The sequence below is a fragment of the Bdellovibrio sp. HCB209 genome (genome assembly GCF_047306065.1).
Taxonomy (GTDB): domain Bacteria; phylum Bdellovibrionota; class Bdellovibrionia; order Bdellovibrionales; family Bdellovibrionaceae; genus Bdellovibrio.
The window spans coordinates 1,584,482-1,601,583 of record NZ_CP178618.1; the positions used below are offsets into that span (position 1 = coordinate 1,584,482).

Here is a 17,102-nt window from a genome sequence, read left to right on the forward strand (position 1 = left end):
TAAAATGTCTAAGGGCTCCCTCTTATTTCCAGCACGGCCATCCTGGCCTCGCTGCGCTTTGGTACCGCATCGTGCGGGCGCAGAGGCTGGAAATAAGAGGGAGCCCTTAGACATTTTAAAAGAAGTGGTTTAAGGGTTGAAAAAATCCTTTTCGATTTTTTCTTATGGGTTCCATAAAAATTATCTGCTCTTGGAGAGTTTGACTTCGTTCGTTGGGGAGTGGGAGTCTGATTTTTAGGAGTTGTTATGAAGATTGCTACTGAAGTATTCACTACCAAGAAAAATCAGACTGTTACTTTGCGGGCGCCGGTTTTGGCGGACGCTGGGGCTTTACGTCAGCTGATGGTGGGGATTGCTGAGACGGCTCCTTATATTGCTAGTACGGCTGAGGATATTCGGGCTCGGGCTGTTGATGCTGAGGAGAAGTGGGTTGAGAAGTATAATTCTGACGCTCGTAGTATGATTATTGTGGCTGAAGTTGATGGTCAGATTGTTGGGAATTTGGAGTTTAGTGGTGGGACGCGTTCTAAGACGCTTCATCTGGGGCATTTGGGAATGGGTGTTTCTCCCGGTATGCGAGGTCATGGGATTGGTGAATTGCTTTTGAAAAAGCTTTTTGCTGAGGCTTCGCGTATCGAAGGGCTTACGCAGATTGAGTTGAGTGTTATGCATCCGAATGTTCCTGCTCATAATCTTTATAAAAAGGTGGGGTTTCAGGATTGTGGCAGAAAGCCTAACGCTTTTCGTTTAGAAGATGGCACTTGGGCTGATGAAGTTGCCATGTTTGCTACCTTGTAAAAAAAAGAGAGCGGCGAGCGATTGAACTCATGTGGTTTGTTGGAACAGTTGTTCGCGGCTCAAATCTAGAAATGTCTGCTCTTTTAATTATCTAATTAGAGAACCCCTTATTCTTGATCGTGTGATTCAAGAGGGGGATTTATGTCAATCAAGAGCTCGTTCGCGAGGAAGATGACTGCTGTGGTTTTGGCGCTTGTTATGGCTTTGCCGGTTCAGGCTATTGAAACTCCGCAGCCGGGGCAGTTGGGGATGTCGACGCCGACTTCTGATTTTATTGGGACGGATGCTTCGCGTGCGGCGGAGTTGAATGATTATGTGAGTATGGGTGTGAAGTGGCTTCGCTTAGATATTTGGTGGAGTTGGGCAGAGCCTAATCAGGGTATGGCTTACTATAACTTTGCGGCGTTTGATAAATACATCGATCAAGTGGCTGCAAAGAAAATTAAAATTATCGGTATTATTAATAGCCGACCGGGTTGGGTTTCTCCGGGGATTACAACGGCAGCGGAACAGCAGGCTTATGCGAAGTTCGCCAAAGCGGCGGCGGCTCGTTATAAAGGAAAAATTGATGTTTGGGAGCTTTACAATGAGCCCAATCAAAAACGTTATCAAGTTGTTAAGCCCGCAGTGTGGCCTGATCACTATACGGCTCTGTTAAAAGCTGCTTATCCAGCGATTAAATCAGTCAATCCAAATGCCACAGTGCTTGTCGGGGGATTGTCTCCGGTTCCAACTACACAGGGCGGCTATATCTCTGCTGTTGAGTATCTGACGCGAATTTATCAACTGGGTGGTAAGAATTATTTCGATGCGGTCGCATTCCATCCTTATACATATCCAGATTTTCCATCTACAAAAACTCCCTGGAATGGTTGGCAGATTATGGAAAACGGAATTCGCAGCACGATGGTCACTTATGGTGACTCAGCCAAGAAAATTTGGGTGACGGAGATCGGTGCGCCAACAGCGGGCAGTGGCAGTGCTGTGACTGAAGCAGAACAGGCCGAGATCATGAGACAGGCTGTGGTGATTGCGCGTAAGCTCGATTATTTAGGCCCGGTGTTGTGGTACAGCTATATGGATAAGGGATATGATGCGAACTCTGGAGTAGCTGACACTCCCGAAAATCACTTCGGTGTTGTGATGGCGAACGGTAAGCAAAAAGCGTCTTACAATATGTACAAAGGCTTAGTGCGAAGTGAACCGACTTTTAGAACTCAAGACTTTGTTGGCACCGGTGGCAATGATGTTATCTACGGAAATGAAATGAATAACACCATCCTTGGTGGTAACGGCAATGATGAAATCCATGGTGGCAATGGCAATGACCGTCTTCAAGGTGGGGCCGGTAACGATCACCTCTACGGTGAGGGCGGTGCGGATATTTATGATTTGCACACAGGCTTTGCAATCGGTACGGATTACATTCATGGTTTTGAACAAGGCGGAGACAAAATCGATGTCAGTGGGATTGACGGCAATGCGAACGCCTCCGGCTTTCAAGGTGTGAAGTTCGTGGGAACTGCGGCCTTTAAAAATGCCGGAGACTTGCGATACTATAAAGACACGGCCAAAGGGATAACGATCATACAAATCGATACGAACGGTGATGGTAAGGTCGATATCACGGCGCAGATCCTGTCTTTAGTAGATTTGAAAGCTTCGGATTTTGTTTTCTAACTGAGCTAAGAAATAGCGCTGCCGTTGGTGGCGCTATTTTGTTTTAAAGCGAATATTTACGATTCGTTTGTTGGGACCATCTTTGACGGACTCTAGGAGTTTGTCGTTAATGTAGAAATTAAACTGATATTTTTCGCGGGAAACTTCCTCGCCTTGGCGGTAGGATTTGTTTTCATGTTGAGAGTAGTTGTGAGCAAAGAAAGGCTCATTGCCGTCATCACCATAAATTCCGCCGCGCAAAAACATTAGCGACGCAAAAGGATACTTAAACTGTATATCTTTTAGATCGACCCAGCCAGATTTCAGCATCGATTCGCGAATATTGGACCACTCGCCAAAGGTGTAAGTCGCTTTGACGGGAACGTGAATCGTCAGCGGAGATTTGGAAACTTCAAAGTGCATGCGAATCGCGTCTTTCATCGCCAGGGTCTGGCAGCCATTTAAAGTATCCGTGCTGCCCACGAATCCCCCGACAATCGTGATCTCATTTCCGTGGACAGGTAAATTGTGTTCGCCACCTTCCGAGAAAATTTCAAAGTCAGGAGAGCGATCTGCCGTATACCAACGTTGGTAACCCAGCGGACTTTGATCATTGACCAAGTAAACTACTGGCAGGCCTTTGGCTTTGAACTCGCGCACTAATTGATCAACACCGTCTTTAGCGGTGCGAGCTTCGTCGAACTGTGTGGATGCGTGGGTGATGATTAAGGTATGTTTATTGGCGATGGAGTTCAGTTTGTTCAAAGTAAAGCGTGGTGTGAGTCCTATAGCAGAGGAAGGCCCGCGATCTGTCGTGTGTTGACAGCTCGCTAAGAATATAAAAAGGCCGAATAACGCAATAAACTTCATGCTGTTATATCGGCCTCATTCGGGAGTGAAAACACTAGACTTAAGAATGAATTAAGAACTGCTCTCCGCTGTCACCGTGATGGGAATCAGTTGAACTTGCAATCGGCTGATCTGAGATTCTGGGGAGTGATCTGAAAGGGATTTTAGGCCGTAATGGAAGTCAGCCAGAAGGCGCTTGAGCTCGTCCATTTTCGCGAGGGGAATACTAACGGTGAGTGAGGTCGCTTGAGCCGAGGCTGTTTCAACAAACTCGAGCTTGTCAGTAAAGTACTCGAAGCATCGGATGTTGGAGTGCACTGTGCGGTTTACGGGAAGGTTATTCCAGAAGGGAATCGGTACTTCTAGAACCCGATAGTTTCCCTCTGAATCTTGCGTCACCTGATTTGCCGCAACCAAGGTGTCTAGCAAATACGTCACGCGCTCTAAGCTGACCCCTAGTTTGGTAGCGATCCAACTCTTTTCAGATTTAAAAGAGGGGGACTTCATCAAAACAAGGAGAGCGACTCCGTCCCAGTTGTCGAGCAGAAAAGTTGCGGTTGATCTCGTGCTCATTTTTAAAAGCTTCGAGTGTTGATGTTCTGCGACCAACTCCAGGAATAGAGTAATCAGTTCAGTCGGAAGATTCAGATTTTCTGACATCTTAAGCGCCGCTTTTTCGCTTAAACCTTTTTTGCCGCTCATGATTTCAGACATTCTGCCTGAAGAAACATTCATTGATCTAGCGTAGGAGCGCCAGGAATAACCCGGTATCTCTAAACGCTTTAAGTTAAAGTCGTGCAGCAGTACGTCGCGAAATGTAGTGAACTGATTTCTCATAGTGCCATCCCCCTAAGTAGGATTAGTACTTTGACAACTTGAGGCAAGTGCGGGATGTACCTTTGTGTGTGCTGGAAGGTACACAGACAAGATTTGCTGAACGTAACCTGCGGAGATAATCTGAAGTGGATAGTCCTCAAGTTTTAAATTACCTGGATATCAATCTCTATTTGAAAGACTTTTATCAGTATCGTAAAAGTATTGAAGAGGGATTCTCCTACGATGCTTGGGCGGCAGAGCTCGAGATGACCAACAGATCTTATCTTCGCCAAATGGTGATCGGTCAGAAAAAACTCAATCAGAAAACCATTTCCCTCTTCGCAGAGACCTATTTCCAAGAGCCCGATCTTAAAGAATATTTTTATTGCCTCGTCAGTTACAATCAAACCAAAAAATCCAAAGACCGTCATATGTTCTGGCAAAAGATGGTCGAGATCATTCGCAAGCAAGCTCGTCCTCAAGAGATAAAAACTGGAGACAACTTTGTCTCCGATCCGCTGTTGCCTCGCTTGTTAACGCTTTTGGTGTTTGAAGATTTGGATCGCAGCGAAGAGTCCTTGGCGAAAATTCTAGGTAAGACTGCTGAAGATATTCGCCGTGCGATTCAGGCTCTGCAGCATTTAGAATTGATTGAGCCAGATGGGCAGCAGTGGCGCTCTGTGGTTGAGGTCTTTAGAGTTCCCGACAACAAGGGGAGTTTGGATCTGATTCAGTTCCATACCAAAAGTCTGCAGGAAGCCTTGGGAGCTTTTGATTTACCGAAGGAGACACGTCGTTATAAAAGTGTGCTCTTACCGATGAACGATCAGGAGTTTGATCAGTTTAACGGCGCGATGGATGAGTTCTCCAAGGAGCAGATGGTTCGACACAACAGCAAATCTTACGAAATGCGTCGTCTGTATCAGGTGAACTTTAATATTTATCCTGTATCCGAGAGGTCTGAATGAAGTCACTCATCATATTGTCCGTTTTCTTTGTGTTGTCGGCTCACGCGATACTGCCGGGACAGATTGGTTCTGCGAATGACTACTTGTCATTTACATCAGACATGCTTCCTAAGGAGAGTCCCTACATTAATTACGGCGGACTTTATCGTGCGACCCTGGCTTGTGATGCTTATCACTATATGAAAGACGCCAGAAAGCAGGGCGAGCCTATTTCTGAGTATGATTTGTTGGTGGGCGAGAATTTGTATTTAGCTTATCTCGGACTTATCTACCCGGAGGCGAGCCGACATTTGCAGAGCAGAATTTTGCAGAACGGTGAAAGACAGCGCGAGCTGCTGGGATACTAGATTCTTGCAGCCATGCGTTGAATTGTTAGGGTTGTGTTAAGGATATTGACGAAACTTTGTCAAAGTCGATAGCCTCGACGCATTTCAAGGACAACTTAAATGCTGGTGGAAAAATTCAAAAGAGTTATTTTCTCATCTCGCTTTCGACTGAAGACGAAGGCGGAAAGCGGGTCATCACACCCGTGCTGCCACCAAAATCTGGGCCGTGGTCCCGTCGTACAACTACCACTGCAACTTAAAATCCAAATTTCAAAACTAAATATCTGTATCAATAAAGGCGTCCGTGTAGGCGCCTTTTTTATTTTTAGCGCGGCATCACTGACGATGCCGCAGTTTTAGGAGTCATCGATGTGTGGAGTTGTGGGGTTGATTGGAGAGGATAAAGCGGGCGAAAAATTATTCCCAGCTTTGTTCGCCCTTCAGCACCGTGGCCAGGACGCTGCGGGCATTTTAAGCTTCGATTTCTCTCGAGGTGAGTTTCACCTGGAAAAAGACTTGGGACTCGTCTCGCAAGTCTTCCCGATGGAGAAACTTGAGAAGATCAAAGGCAGCATGGCCTTAGGGCATACTCGCTATTCCACGATTGGAACAGTCGACAAAGCCGATCTTCAGCCCCTGATTGTCAGCTACCCGAATGGTATCGGGATGGCTCACAACGGAAATGTGACTAATTATAATGAGATCGTTGAGTACGTTCGTAAGCGTCGCAGTCGCTGGACGTTCACGCGCAACGATTTGGAACTTCTGCTGCATATGATGTCGATCGGTGTTTCCGATCAATTGGAAGCGGGTAAGGAGCTTTCAGCCGAGGTTCTGGGGAAAGCCGCCCAACAAGTGGTTGAAAAAGTGCAAGGTGCCTACAGCGTTGTCGGAATGATGGCGGATGAGGGTATGTTTGCATTCAACGACACTCAAGGTATTCGTCCTCTATTAATTGGACGTAAATCCTTGGGTGATAAATACAGTTATTGTTTTGCCTCTGAAAAGCAGGTGTTTTTCGCTCTGGGCTTCGAGTACTTCCGTGATCTGAAGCCCGGAGAATTTGTTTTCGTCGATAAAGACCAAAACTTCCATTCATTCCCGATGGCTGAAAAAGTCGGCCGTCCTTGCATGTTTGAGTGGATCTATTTCGCCGGAGCAGAAACTGAATGGCATGGACGTCCGGTCTATGACGTGCGTTTGCGCTTGGGCGAGGTGTTGGCCAATGAAACTCGCCGTAAAATGGAAGAGCAAGGTTTTGAAATTGATGTGGTGGCTCCGGTGCCCGACACATCAAGAGCGGCAGCTCTTCGTTTAGCCGAAGTTTTAAAAACACCTTACCGCGAAGTTCTAATTAAAAATCGTTATGTGCAAAGAAGCTTCATTGTGAATGAACCAGAGGTTCGTAAGGCCATGGTGAATTTAAAGCTGATGCCTGTTGAAAGCGAAATTCGCGGTAAGAACGTCTTGCTGGTCGACGACAGCATTGTTCGCGGTACAACGTCCGCACGTATTATTCAATTGCTCAGAGAGTCCGGTGCTAACAAGGTTTATCTGGCCAGCACATGTCCTCCGATTCGCAATCCTTGCTTTTATGGCATTGATTTTCCAGAGGGTGAAGCTTTGGTCGCGCATAAGCGCACTGAAGACCAAGTCGCTGAGCTATTAGGCGTTGATGGGTTGGTGTATCTGCCACTCAGCCAATTGAAAGATGCCATCGGGATTCCAAGCATGTGCAGTGCTTGCCTTGATGGTGATTATCCAGTTCCAGTTTCTAAAGAAGATTTTATTAATACTCGCAGCCACAATATCGGTGGTGGCGGTAAAAACGAGGTGAATGCATGAAGATCCAAGTTCTTTTCGGCAGTCAAAGTGACGAGCGTGTTTACGCTCCATTATGTCAATCTCTTGAAAACGTAGCGAACGTAAAAATGGAAGTGGCTTCAGCCCACCGCCATCCAGCTCGCGTGCGTGAAGTCGTGACGACTTCTGAAGCCAATGCCTTTGTAGCAGGTGCGGGTCTTGCGGCTCACTTGCCAGGCGTGGTTGCCTCGTTGACACAAAAACCTGTGTTTGGTGTCGCGATCAATGGTGCTTTCGGTGGAATGGATGCATTCTTGTCGATCGCGCAAATGCCTAAGGACATTCCTGTGGCAGCGGTGATGGAAAATCAAATTGAATTACTTCCTGAGCTTTTGAAAAAAGCCAAAGGCTACAACCAAGATAAGCTTGAGCTTTCTTGGAATCCTTACCGCAGTGAAGTTCCGGTGCTTGCTAAAATGTTGCAAGATCTTCGCGAAAAAGCGGGCGTGGAAATCACTTGGGTGGATGCCAACAGTCCACAATGCCAAGGTGAAATCGTGATGGTGGGCGAAAAACCACAAGGCAAAAATCTTTGCATGTACATCTGTGACAAAGAAGAGCTTAAAAATTCAAATCTTGCGAATGAGTTCTTTAACGTTGCGAAAACAGGTGGCGCTTGGGTCGGTGTTAACAACATCACAAATTTCCTACTTCAAATCAAAAAGATGAAAGAGGCTTTGACATGAATCTGCTTTACCGTGGTTCCGTAAAGGACATCTATAAAACAGACGATGGCTTGCTTTTTAAATACAGCAACCGTTACTCAGTTTTTGACTGGGGCGAAATGCCAAATGAAATCCCGCAAAAAGGCGAGGCTTTGGCGGCAATGGCAGGTCTTTTCTTTGATCACTTGAAAGACAAAGGAATTTCATCTCACTACGTAAAGCCCCATAGTGCAGATTCCATTTTGGTAAACGAAGTCGCGGTTCATCGTCCAGCTTGGGAAAATGGCGTTTACGACTATACAGTTTATGCTGACAAGCCAACGAACTGCTTGGTTCCACTTGAAGTGATCTTCCGTATCCTGTTGGGTAAAGGAAACTCTTTGGAAGGCCGTTTGAAAAAGAATCCAGCCTACATGGCTGAATTGGGTCTGACTGAAATCCCAGATTCTTCAAAAACATTCATGCCACCGATCGTTGAGTTTTCGACAAAACTTGAAAGCTCAGATCGCTATTTGACGAATAAAGAGATCAAAGACATCAACGTTATTGATGCCCATGAGTTGGCTCAAGTTCGTAAAATGACTGAAGACGTGGCTCAACATCTGCAAACATTGTTCGCATCTTTCGGTGTGAAACTTTGGGATGGTAAATTTGAATATGCCTTTGGTGGTCGCGGCGATAACGGACGTACTTTGTTCATGGTTGATTCTATCGGACCTGACGAGCTTCGTTTGACTTACGAAAATGCGCCTCTTTCTAAAGAATTCCTTCGTCAAATCTATGCTCCGACATCTTGGTATCAAGCAGTGGGTAAAGCTAAAGACATGGCGAAAGAGCGCGGTACTAACAACTGGAAAGAAATCTGCGCGAACGAACTTCGCGAGACTCCTCAGTTGTTGAATCCTGAACAAATCAAAGTGGCGACGATGCTTTATACGTCTCTTGCGAATGAGATGGCGTGGGCGTTGGGTAAAACAGCGCCATTTGAAAAAGAAGCGACTCTTAAAAATTGGAGACAACAGTGCGCGTCTTGGTTGTAGGCAAAGGCGGTCGCGAACATGCGATCGCTCAGAAAATCTCTGAATCAAAAATGCTTCAAGGTCTGTGGGTAGCTCCGGGCAACCCAGGGATGACGAAGATGGGTTTGCAATGTGTAAACGTTGAAAAGACTCCGGAGATTTTAGCCTTTTGCCAAACCAATCGCATCGACTTGGCGATTCTAGGACCAGAGGCTGCGATTTTGTCTGACCTTAAAGAGGTCTTAGAGAAAAACAACATCGCATGCCTAGCTCCTTCACGAGAAGCCGCTCATTTGGAAGCATCTAAATATTTCTGTAAAGAGATTCTGCAAGATGCGGATCTTTTAACGGCTTCCTTTAAGCTTGCGAACTCTGTTGCAGAGGGCGAAAGCTTTATTAAAACCCACGATTTTACCAATCCGATCGTGGTGAAGGCTGATGGCTTGGCAGCAGGCAAGGGTGTCGCAGTCTGTAAAGACATGAACTCTGCAATGGCTGCTGTGACAGAACTTTCGACGGCCTATGGTTTTCCTCTTTTAATCGAAGAGTGCTTGATTGGTCGCGAGCTTTCTGCCTTCGCTTTGTGTGATGGCGAAGACTTTGTGATCTTGGGCACAGCTTGTGACTACAAGCGTATCACTCCAGATCCGTTCAGTGCTAATACGGGTGGTATGGGAGCATTCAGTCCTTGTGACTTTATTTCTCACGAAGACGAAGCCGCAATTGAAGATATCTTTAAAAAATCTTTGAAATCATTGAAACGCAAAGGAAAGCCTTTCGTGGGCTTTTTGTTCGCGGGATTGATGAAAACAGACAAAGGCCTTTACGTTTTGGAATTTAATGTGCGTTTAGGGGATCCTGAAACTCAAGCATTGCTTCCAAGAATCAAAAGCGACCTTTTGGACTTGTCGGTGAAAGCCGTGCAAGGCCGTTTGCAAAAACAAAAAACAGAATTCCATGATTACCGTTCGGTTCACGTCGTGGCCGTGAGTTCCGGTTATCCAAGTAACACGATGGATTTGGGCCACACGATTCAAGTTCCGGCAAAAACGGCTGAGGATACGCGCATCTATTTTGCGGGTGTCTCCAGTAAAAATGAATGCCTGGTGAATACCGGCGGCCGTGTTTTAGGTGTGACAGCTTTGGCGAAAACCCGCGATGAAGCCCGTCAGAAGGCTTATCAAGAGATTCGCAAAGTGCAGTTCCAAGGTTTGTATTTCCGAGAGGATATCGCGCAATGAGAGAAGGTTTGCGTATAGCTATTTTTGCTTCAGGCACGGGCTCAAATGCTCAGGCTTTGATTGAAAAAATGCAGTCCTTGGGTGGGCAGATCGAGTTTGTTTTGACAGACAAACCACATGCGGGAGTTTTAGAGAGGGCGCAGGCCTTAGCGACGATGTCCTATGTGGTGGAAAAGAAAACAGACCGCGCAGCCCACGAACAAGAGATTTTAAAACTGGTTGATGAGCATCAGATCGACTGGATTTTACTTGCGGGCTATATGCGACTTCTTTCTGCAAACTTTTTAAAAGCTTTGGCGGATCGTCATGAGGGGCGAGCTCAAGTGGTGAATATTCATCCAAGCTTGTTGCCTGATTATCCGGGGGCGGGGTCTTTAGAAAAGGCCTTTGCCGACAAAGTCGAGTTCAGTGGCGTCACTCTTCATTTAGTGGATGAAGGCATGGACACAGGTCCGATCATTCAACAATTGCCACTGGCTTTGAAGGAATTTACGTCCTTCGCTGATTTCAAAGCGGGCATGCATCGCTTGGAACATCAAATTTATACAGAATTTTTAGAAAAGATCATTGTTGGGCAAATCCCCACAAATTATTTCAAGGAAACCGCAGAATGCTAAAGCAAAGAGTTGCCATCCGCAGTCGCATCGATACTTCTCAAGAAGAGCATCTTACAAAGATGTTCGCTATGACCTCTAAGGGCCAAGACGTAAAGCTTTCTAGAGTTTTCTGGTTGATGGAAAAAACTCCGGGTGCTTTTGCGAAATGGGATATGGGTAAAGATCTCCATAAAGTATTCTGTGACAGCATCACTGAAGACCTCACTATGGGATTTCCAGAATACAATGACGATAAGATCTATGTCGAAGTTCGTTATTTAGGTGGCGTGACCGATAACTGGGCAAGATCCGCGACAGAGGCTTTGTCTTTGGTTGCTGGTGGCAGCACGAAATCATGGCAGGACTTTGACGTTGAAGTCCACAGTGGTTGGCAGCTCGAAATGAGCGAAGATCTTTCTCAGCCACAAATCGAAAAGGTTTTGTTTCAATCTCTAGCAAACCCGTTACTACAAAAAGTCCAAGTAAAGCGCGGGGGCGAACTTAAACAAACGAACTCCTTTGCTAATTTCCATGATTATTGGAAAGTTGAGGCCGAGCACAAGCCAGAATTAACTCTTTTCCCTCTGAAAACAGATGTTTTGCAACAGCTGAATCAAGAGCGTGGTTTGGCTCTATCAGATATTGAAATTCAAACAGTGATCGAACATTTTTCAACTCCGGAGCAAATGAAAGCCCGTGAGCCGATGGGCTGGGCCGGATTTGTGACGGAAGTTGAAATTGAGTGCTTAGCGCAAACATGGAGCGAGCACTGTAAACACAAGATCTTTGCCGCAAACGTCGAGTACTCAGAAGATGAGTTCAAAGATGTTCCTCGTTTAGGTTCTCAAACAATCAAGAGCCTTTATAAATCCTATATTCAAGCCGCAACAAAAAAATTGGACGACTGCGGTTACTTGGTTTCAGTTTTTAAAGACAATGCAGGGATTGTGGATTTCGATAAAAACGTCAATGTCTGCGTAAAAGTGGAAACTCATAACAGTCCTTCCGCTCTTGATCCCTTCGGTGGAGCGATCACAGGTATCTTGGGCGTAAACCGCGATATCTTAGGATGTGGTGTTGGTGCGAAGCCGATCGCCAATATGGATGTCTTCTGTCTTTCAAAACAAGATTTGTTCCCGGGAACTGATGATCCAAAACGTCCTGAGCTTTTGAAAGATCCCGGTGTGATCTTCCGTGGCGTCCACCAAGGTGTTGAAGAGGGCGGAAATCAAAGCGGTATTCCGACTGTCAATGGAGCTTTCCATTTTGCCAGCGAATTTGCGGCAAAGCCTTTGATCTTTGTGGGGTCTTTAGGTGTGATGCCGAAAACAGTTCATGGTAAAAACAGTGAACTTAAAGAAATCAATCCGGGTGATAAAATTGTCGTAGCCGGAGGTCGTCTGGGTAAAGACGGCGTTCACGGTGCGACGTTCAGCTCTTTGGAATTAAATGATAAAGTGGCCTCGAATGTTGTTCAGATCGGTGACAGCATCACGCAAAAACGTCTGCTGGACTTCACTTTGATCGCACGTGATAAAAACTTGATTCAAGCGATCACTGACAACGGTGCGGGCGGAGTCAGTTCTTCCATCGGGGAGATGGCGACTTTGTCGAATGGGGCTCGCATGGATCTTTCAAAACATCCTGTGAAATATCACGGTTTGGAATTCTGGGAGATGCTAGTGAGTGAATCGCAAGAGCGTATGTCTTTTGCGGTGGCTCCGGCGAAACTTCATCAGTTCTTGGATTTAGCGGCGAAAATGGGAGTGGAAGCTTCCTGCTTGGGTGAGTTCACAGATACAGGGCTGTTTGAAGTGAATTACGCTGACAAACCTCTGGCTAAGCTTGAGCTTGAATTCTTGCATGATGGTCTTAGCAAAATGAACTTGAAAGCTCATTTTCAAGGACCGAAGGAATACAAAGAGTATTTCAGAGCGACGCCAAAACAAAAAGTCGCTGCAAATTCCCAGAATATCGAAACTGTTTTAAAAACAGTTTTAGCAAATCCGAATGTTGCCTCTCGTGAACCATTGGTTCGTTATTATGACCATGAGGTTCAAGGTGCAACCCGTGTAAAACCTTATGGTGGTAAAACTCAGCAAGGTGCTAATAACTCTGGTGTGATTGATTTGTCAGTCCACGGTGGCACTGAAAATAACGGTGTGGCGGTTTCTAATGGCCTGTGCCCACAGCTTTCTTATTATGACACTTATTTGATGGCTCAACGTGCAGTAGATGAGTCGGTTCGTAATCTGGTCGCAACAGGTGCGGATCCAGATAAAATGGCCTTGGTCGATAATTTCTGCTGGCCAGATCCAACTCCTAAAAAATCAAATCCAGATGCGGAACATAAGATGGCGCAATTGGTGCGTGCTTGTGCTGGCTTGTACGATGCCGCTCTAGTGTATCGCGCGCCTTTGGTCAGCGGTAAGGACAGCATGAAAAATGATTTCATTGGTAAGGTGAAATCAGGGGACACTGTTAAGATCTCTGTCCCTCCGACGCTGCTGATGACAGCAATTGGTCAAGTGCCAGATGCTCGTAAGACTGTGAATGGTTTCTTTGCCAAAGCGGACGATGCTATTTATCTGTTGGGTCAGTCTACAGAAAGCTTGGTGGGTTCTGTGTTTGCTCAAGAGTACGACTCAATGTCGGCAACTCCAGAATATCCGAACCTGATTAAAAACCGCGATCTGTATCGTCTGGTTTTCGGCGCGATTCAGCATGATCTTTTGGCTTCTTGCCACGATATCTCCGAGGGCGGATTGATGTCTGCTTTGGCAGAGTGCTGCTTCGGCAACGCTTTGGGTGCGGAACTGGATTTGAAAGGCCTTACTTGGGAAAATCTGTGGTCTGAAATGGGCTCGCAATTCGTGGTGAGTGTCCCTGCGGATAAGATCGCTTTGTTTGAACGTTACTTCGATCGTTGTTCGGTGAAGCTTGGACAAGTAACGGGCAAAGACGAATTGAAATGGACTTTCAACCGTGAAACTCATGCCGCAAAAGTTTCTGACTTACAAACTATCTGGTCACAAGGAGTTTTAAATGTCTACAACGCCTAACTTTATGGTTCTTTGGGGCGATGGCATCAACTGCGAAAATGAAACAGCAAGAGCTGTGGAATTAGCGGGGGGTAAAGCTCAAAAAGTGCACATCAATGATTTGGTGGAAAAACCTGAGATGCTGCGTGATTTTCAGGGCCTTGTGATTCCGGGAGGATTTTCATTCGGAGATCACTTAGGTAGCGGTCAGATCTTGGCATTGAAGCTTGAACGATTTGTTAAGAAGGAGCTTGAAGCCTTTGTTAAAAAATTTCCAGTGATGGGTATTTGTAACGGCTTTCAAACTTTGATCCGCTTGGGGCTTTTGCCAGATGCGAACTTTCAAAAAACTTGTTCACTGGTAAAAAATGAACAAGGTCATTTTCAAAACGAATGGGTGGAGCTTGAACGCAACACCAAGTCACCTTGTGTCTGGACTCAGAACTTGCCTGAGAACTTTGTTCTGCCAGCTCGTCACGGCGAGGGACGCTTTATGTGTCAAAGTGATGATGTTTTAAAAGGTCTTCATAAAAACAACCAAGTGGTGCTTCGCTATAAAGAGAACTTCAACGGCGCTGTAGATCGTATCGCCGGCGTTTGTGATGCGAGTGGTTTGGTGTTTGCTTTGATGCCTCATCCAGAGGCGGCTTTGCACGATTGGCATTTGCCATTCGAAGGACAAGCTTGGGGTTTGGAATTTTTTAAAAGTGCTTTGCAATTCTTGAAAGGTCGTCATGAAAATTAAAAGAGCTCTTTTGAGCGTATCTGATAAAACGGGTTTGATTGAACTTGCACAAAATCTTCACAAGCAAAATGTGGAATTGATCGCAAGTGGTGGTACGGCCAAAGCTCTTGAACAAGTGGGCTTGCCAGTAACGGCAGTTGAAGAGATCAGCGGCAATCCTGAGGCCTTCCAAGGTCGCATGAAGACTTTGAGCTTTGAAATTTCATCTTCATTGTTGTTCCGTCGTAATGACGAAGCTGACATCGCCAGAGCCCAAGAATTGAAAATCAAACCGATCGATTTGGTTGTGGTGAATCTTTATCCTTTCCATCAGACAGTTGAAAAGGGTGCTGAATTCGCAGAGTGCGTTGAAAACGTGGATATCGGCGGACCGACAATGTTGCGTGCCGGGGCTAAGAATCACGAAGCCGTAACGGTTTTGTGTGAGCCTGCTCAATACAAAGAGTTTATGACGAATATGAATGAAAACGGCGGTAACACGTCTTTGGATTTCCGTAAGATCTGTGCTGCTAAAGTTTATACGATGACGGCTTTCTATGACATGGCCATCGCGGGATACTTAACTCAAAGCACGGGGGCACAACTTCGTTACGGCGAAAATCCTCATCAAAAGGCAGTTTTACTGAAAGACCCATTCTCTCAAGGCCTCGCTCACAAAGAAACTCTGCAGGGCAAAGAGATGTCCTACAATAACTTCCTGGATGCTGACTTTGCCGCTCAGTCTTTGAAAGACTTGTGGGCTTGGCAAGGGGACTATGCTCATCCATCTGCCGTAGTTGTGAAACATAACACTCCTTGCGGTTTGGCGATTGCTGAAACACCGATGCGTTCTTTGGAACTGGCTTGGAAGGGTGACGAAAAAAGCTCTTTCGGTGGAGTCCTAGCATTGAGCTTTCCGGTAACTGCGGAAGTGGCTGCGTTCTTTCAAGATAAATTCGTCGAAGTGATCATGGCTCCTGAGTTTTCTGCGGAAGCTCAGACGATGCTTAAAAAGAACTGTCGTTTGGTTCCAATCAATTTGGAGAAAAAATCCAGCTGGCAAGTTCGCACGATTGAGGGCGGAGCTTTGGTTCAAGAGAAAGATAGCTTTTCGACGGCAAGCTTTACGGCTGTGACTAAGAACACCTTCCCGAATGATAAAGAAAAATTGGCGGCCTTTGCCTTCCTTTGCGTAAAAAATCTTAAGAGCAATGCGATTGCCATCTGTGCGCAACGTGGTTCTGAGTTTGAAATGGTGACTTTGGGTTCCGGTCAAACCAACCGTGTGGATTGCATTGAAAAATTGGTGATCCCTCGCTTGCAGGAAAAAGGCGTGAAAGATGCTTCAGATATGGTTTTGGCTTCTGATGCTTTCTTCCCATTCCCAGATTCCATCGAAGTCGCATCTAAAGTCGGCGTGAAGTACATCGTTCAACCAGGCGGCTCGATCAAGGATCAAGATGTCATCGCTGAAGCCAACAAACGCGATATCGCAATGATTTTCACTGGCCGTCGCCATTTCTTGCACTAGGAGATTAAAATGTCAGATGTAATTGATTACGCAAAAGCGGGTGTTGATATTCATAAAGGTGATGCCTTTGTTGAACGTATTAAAAACCTAGTGCCGACAACTCATAATGATCAGGTTTTACAAGGCATTGGCGGATTTGCAGCTCTCTATAAAGTTAGCGATGATCGTATTATCGCAAGCAGCACAGATGGCGTGGGTACTAAACTTAAGCTGGCTCAAGCAATGGACAAACACCACGGTGTGGGTATCGACTTGGTCGCGATGTGTGTGAATGATCTATTGTGCGTGGGCGCAAAGCCGTTGTTCTTTCTCGACTACATGGCTTTCGGAAAACTAGATCTAAAAGTCAGCGAAGAGTTGATCGCAGGTATGGTGGATGGTTGTAAGCAATCCGGTATGGCCTTGATCGGCGGTGAAACAGCTGAAATGCCAGGTATGTATCAAAATGGCGAGTATGACGTTGCAGGCTTTAGCGTAGGCGATGTTCACCCTAAAGATATGTTTAGCGAAGACAACATCGAAGAGGGTGATGTATTGCTTGGAATCGCTTCCAGTGGTTTTCACTCAAACGGATATTCGTTGCTAAGAAAGCTCGTTAAAGAAGACGAAACCGACTTGGTTACTCAATTGCTAGTTCCAACTAAGATTTACGTGAATCTAGTGAACTCGCTTCGTAAGAACGTTCCGCATGGGGTTTTGGCGATGGCGCATATCACAGGTGGCGGTATCCACAATATCCCACGCATCAGTGAAAAATTTGATTACGTGCTGAATGGTTGGCCAAAGCTGACTGAAACAGCTCCGATCATTAAAACTGTTGTCGAAAGATCCAAGCTTTCTAACGAAGAACTCTTCCAAACATTCAATATGGGTGTGGGCTTAGTTCTATTGGTAAAAAAAGCTTTCGTGGAAACCATCAAAGACCACTTAAAAGCCCAAGACGAAAAGTTCTGGGAAATAGGGTACGTCAAAAAAGGCTCCGGCCAAATCAATGTTCCAAGTTGAT

At 45.8% G+C, this 17,102-nt stretch carries 15 protein-coding genes; 13 read left to right on the top strand and 2 right to left on the bottom strand.

Annotated features, from left to right (window positions below; genetic code table 11):
* The first annotated feature begins 246 nt into the window (after nt 1-246).
* Nucleotides 247-798, top strand: a complete 552-nt coding sequence (locus tag ACLVWP_RS07770) for an N-acetyltransferase family protein (protein WP_413561120.1) — start codon at nt 247-249, stop codon at nt 796-798.
* 141 nt (nt 799-939) lie between these two features.
* Nucleotides 940-2,478: a cellulase family glycosylhydrolase gene (locus ACLVWP_RS07775; protein ID WP_413561121.1), complete on the top strand. Its 1,539-nt coding sequence runs from the start codon at nt 940-942 to the stop codon at nt 2,476-2,478.
* Nucleotides 2,479-2,511: 33 nt separating this feature from the next.
* Here the strand turns inward: ACLVWP_RS07775 and ACLVWP_RS07780 are convergent, their stop codons facing one another.
* Complete coding sequence (locus tag ACLVWP_RS07780) at nt 2,512-3,327, bottom strand: hypothetical protein (RefSeq protein ID WP_413561122.1); 816 nt, start codon at nt 3,325-3,327, stop codon at nt 2,512-2,514.
* 51 nt (nt 3,328-3,378) lie between these two features.
* Nucleotides 3,379-4,143 (bottom strand): DUF4423 domain-containing protein, encoded by a 765-nt coding sequence (locus ACLVWP_RS07785; protein WP_413561123.1) that lies wholly within the window; start codon nt 4,141-4,143, stop codon nt 3,379-3,381.
* A 125-nt stretch (nt 4,144-4,268) separates the two neighbouring features.
* Between ACLVWP_RS07785 and ACLVWP_RS07790 the strand changes: the two genes are divergently transcribed.
* From ACLVWP_RS07790 to purM, 11 genes are all read left to right on the top strand, one after another.
* Nucleotides 4,269-5,090 carry a TIGR02147 family protein gene (locus tag ACLVWP_RS07790; protein WP_413561125.1) on the top strand — a complete coding sequence of 274 codons (822 nt, stop codon included), beginning with the start codon at nt 4,269-4,271 and terminating at the stop codon, nt 5,088-5,090.
* A complete protein-coding gene (locus tag ACLVWP_RS07795; RefSeq protein WP_413561127.1) occupies nt 5,087-5,437 on the top strand; it encodes a hypothetical protein in 351 nt (116 codons plus the stop codon). Before ACLVWP_RS07790 ends, ACLVWP_RS07795 begins: the two co-directional genes overlap by 4 nt.
* Nucleotides 5,438-5,785: 348 nt before the next feature.
* The gene (gene purF / locus ACLVWP_RS07800) at nt 5,786-7,261 is read left to right on the top strand and encodes an amidophosphoribosyltransferase (protein ID WP_413561128.1); all 1,476 of its coding nucleotides are present in this window, start codon (nt 5,786-5,788) and stop codon (nt 7,259-7,261) included.
* The gene (locus ACLVWP_RS07805; protein ID WP_413561129.1) at nt 7,258-7,965 is read left to right on the top strand and encodes an AIR carboxylase family protein; all 708 of its coding nucleotides are present in this window, start codon (nt 7,258-7,260) and stop codon (nt 7,963-7,965) included. Before purF ends, ACLVWP_RS07805 begins: the two co-directional genes overlap by 4 nt.
* The gene (locus ACLVWP_RS07810) at nt 7,962-8,984 is read left to right on the top strand and encodes a phosphoribosylaminoimidazolesuccinocarboxamide synthase (protein ID WP_413561131.1); all 1,023 of its coding nucleotides are present in this window, start codon (nt 7,962-7,964) and stop codon (nt 8,982-8,984) included. The genes ACLVWP_RS07805 and ACLVWP_RS07810 overlap by 4 nt, the downstream gene beginning before the upstream one ends.
* Nucleotides 8,966-10,204, top strand: a complete 1,239-nt coding sequence (gene purD / locus ACLVWP_RS07815) for a phosphoribosylamine--glycine ligase (protein ID WP_413561132.1) — start codon at nt 8,966-8,968, stop codon at nt 10,202-10,204. Before ACLVWP_RS07810 ends, purD begins: the two co-directional genes overlap by 19 nt.
* Nucleotides 10,201-10,821, top strand: coding sequence for a phosphoribosylglycinamide formyltransferase (gene purN, locus ACLVWP_RS07820; protein WP_413561134.1), 621 nt, complete (start codon nt 10,201-10,203; stop codon nt 10,819-10,821). Before purD ends, purN begins: the two co-directional genes overlap by 4 nt.
* Entirely contained in the window at nt 10,815-13,862 is a 3,048-nt protein-coding gene (locus ACLVWP_RS07825; protein WP_413561135.1) for a phosphoribosylformylglycinamidine synthase subunit PurL, read from the top strand. Before purN ends, ACLVWP_RS07825 begins: the two co-directional genes overlap by 7 nt.
* The gene (locus tag ACLVWP_RS07830) at nt 13,846-14,586 is read left to right on the top strand and encodes a phosphoribosylformylglycinamidine synthase subunit PurQ (RefSeq protein ID WP_413561137.1); all 741 of its coding nucleotides are present in this window, start codon (nt 13,846-13,848) and stop codon (nt 14,584-14,586) included. Before ACLVWP_RS07825 ends, ACLVWP_RS07830 begins: the two co-directional genes overlap by 17 nt.
* Entirely contained in the window at nt 14,576-16,096 is a 1,521-nt protein-coding gene (gene purH / locus ACLVWP_RS07835) for a bifunctional phosphoribosylaminoimidazolecarboxamide formyltransferase/IMP cyclohydrolase (protein ID WP_413561139.1), read from the top strand. The genes ACLVWP_RS07830 and purH overlap by 11 nt, the downstream gene beginning before the upstream one ends.
* A 9-nt stretch (nt 16,097-16,105) precedes the next feature.
* A complete protein-coding gene (gene purM, locus ACLVWP_RS07840) occupies nt 16,106-17,101 on the top strand; it encodes a phosphoribosylformylglycinamidine cyclo-ligase (RefSeq protein WP_413561140.1) in 996 nt (331 codons plus the stop codon).
* Nucleotide 17,102 lies beyond the last annotated feature (1 nt).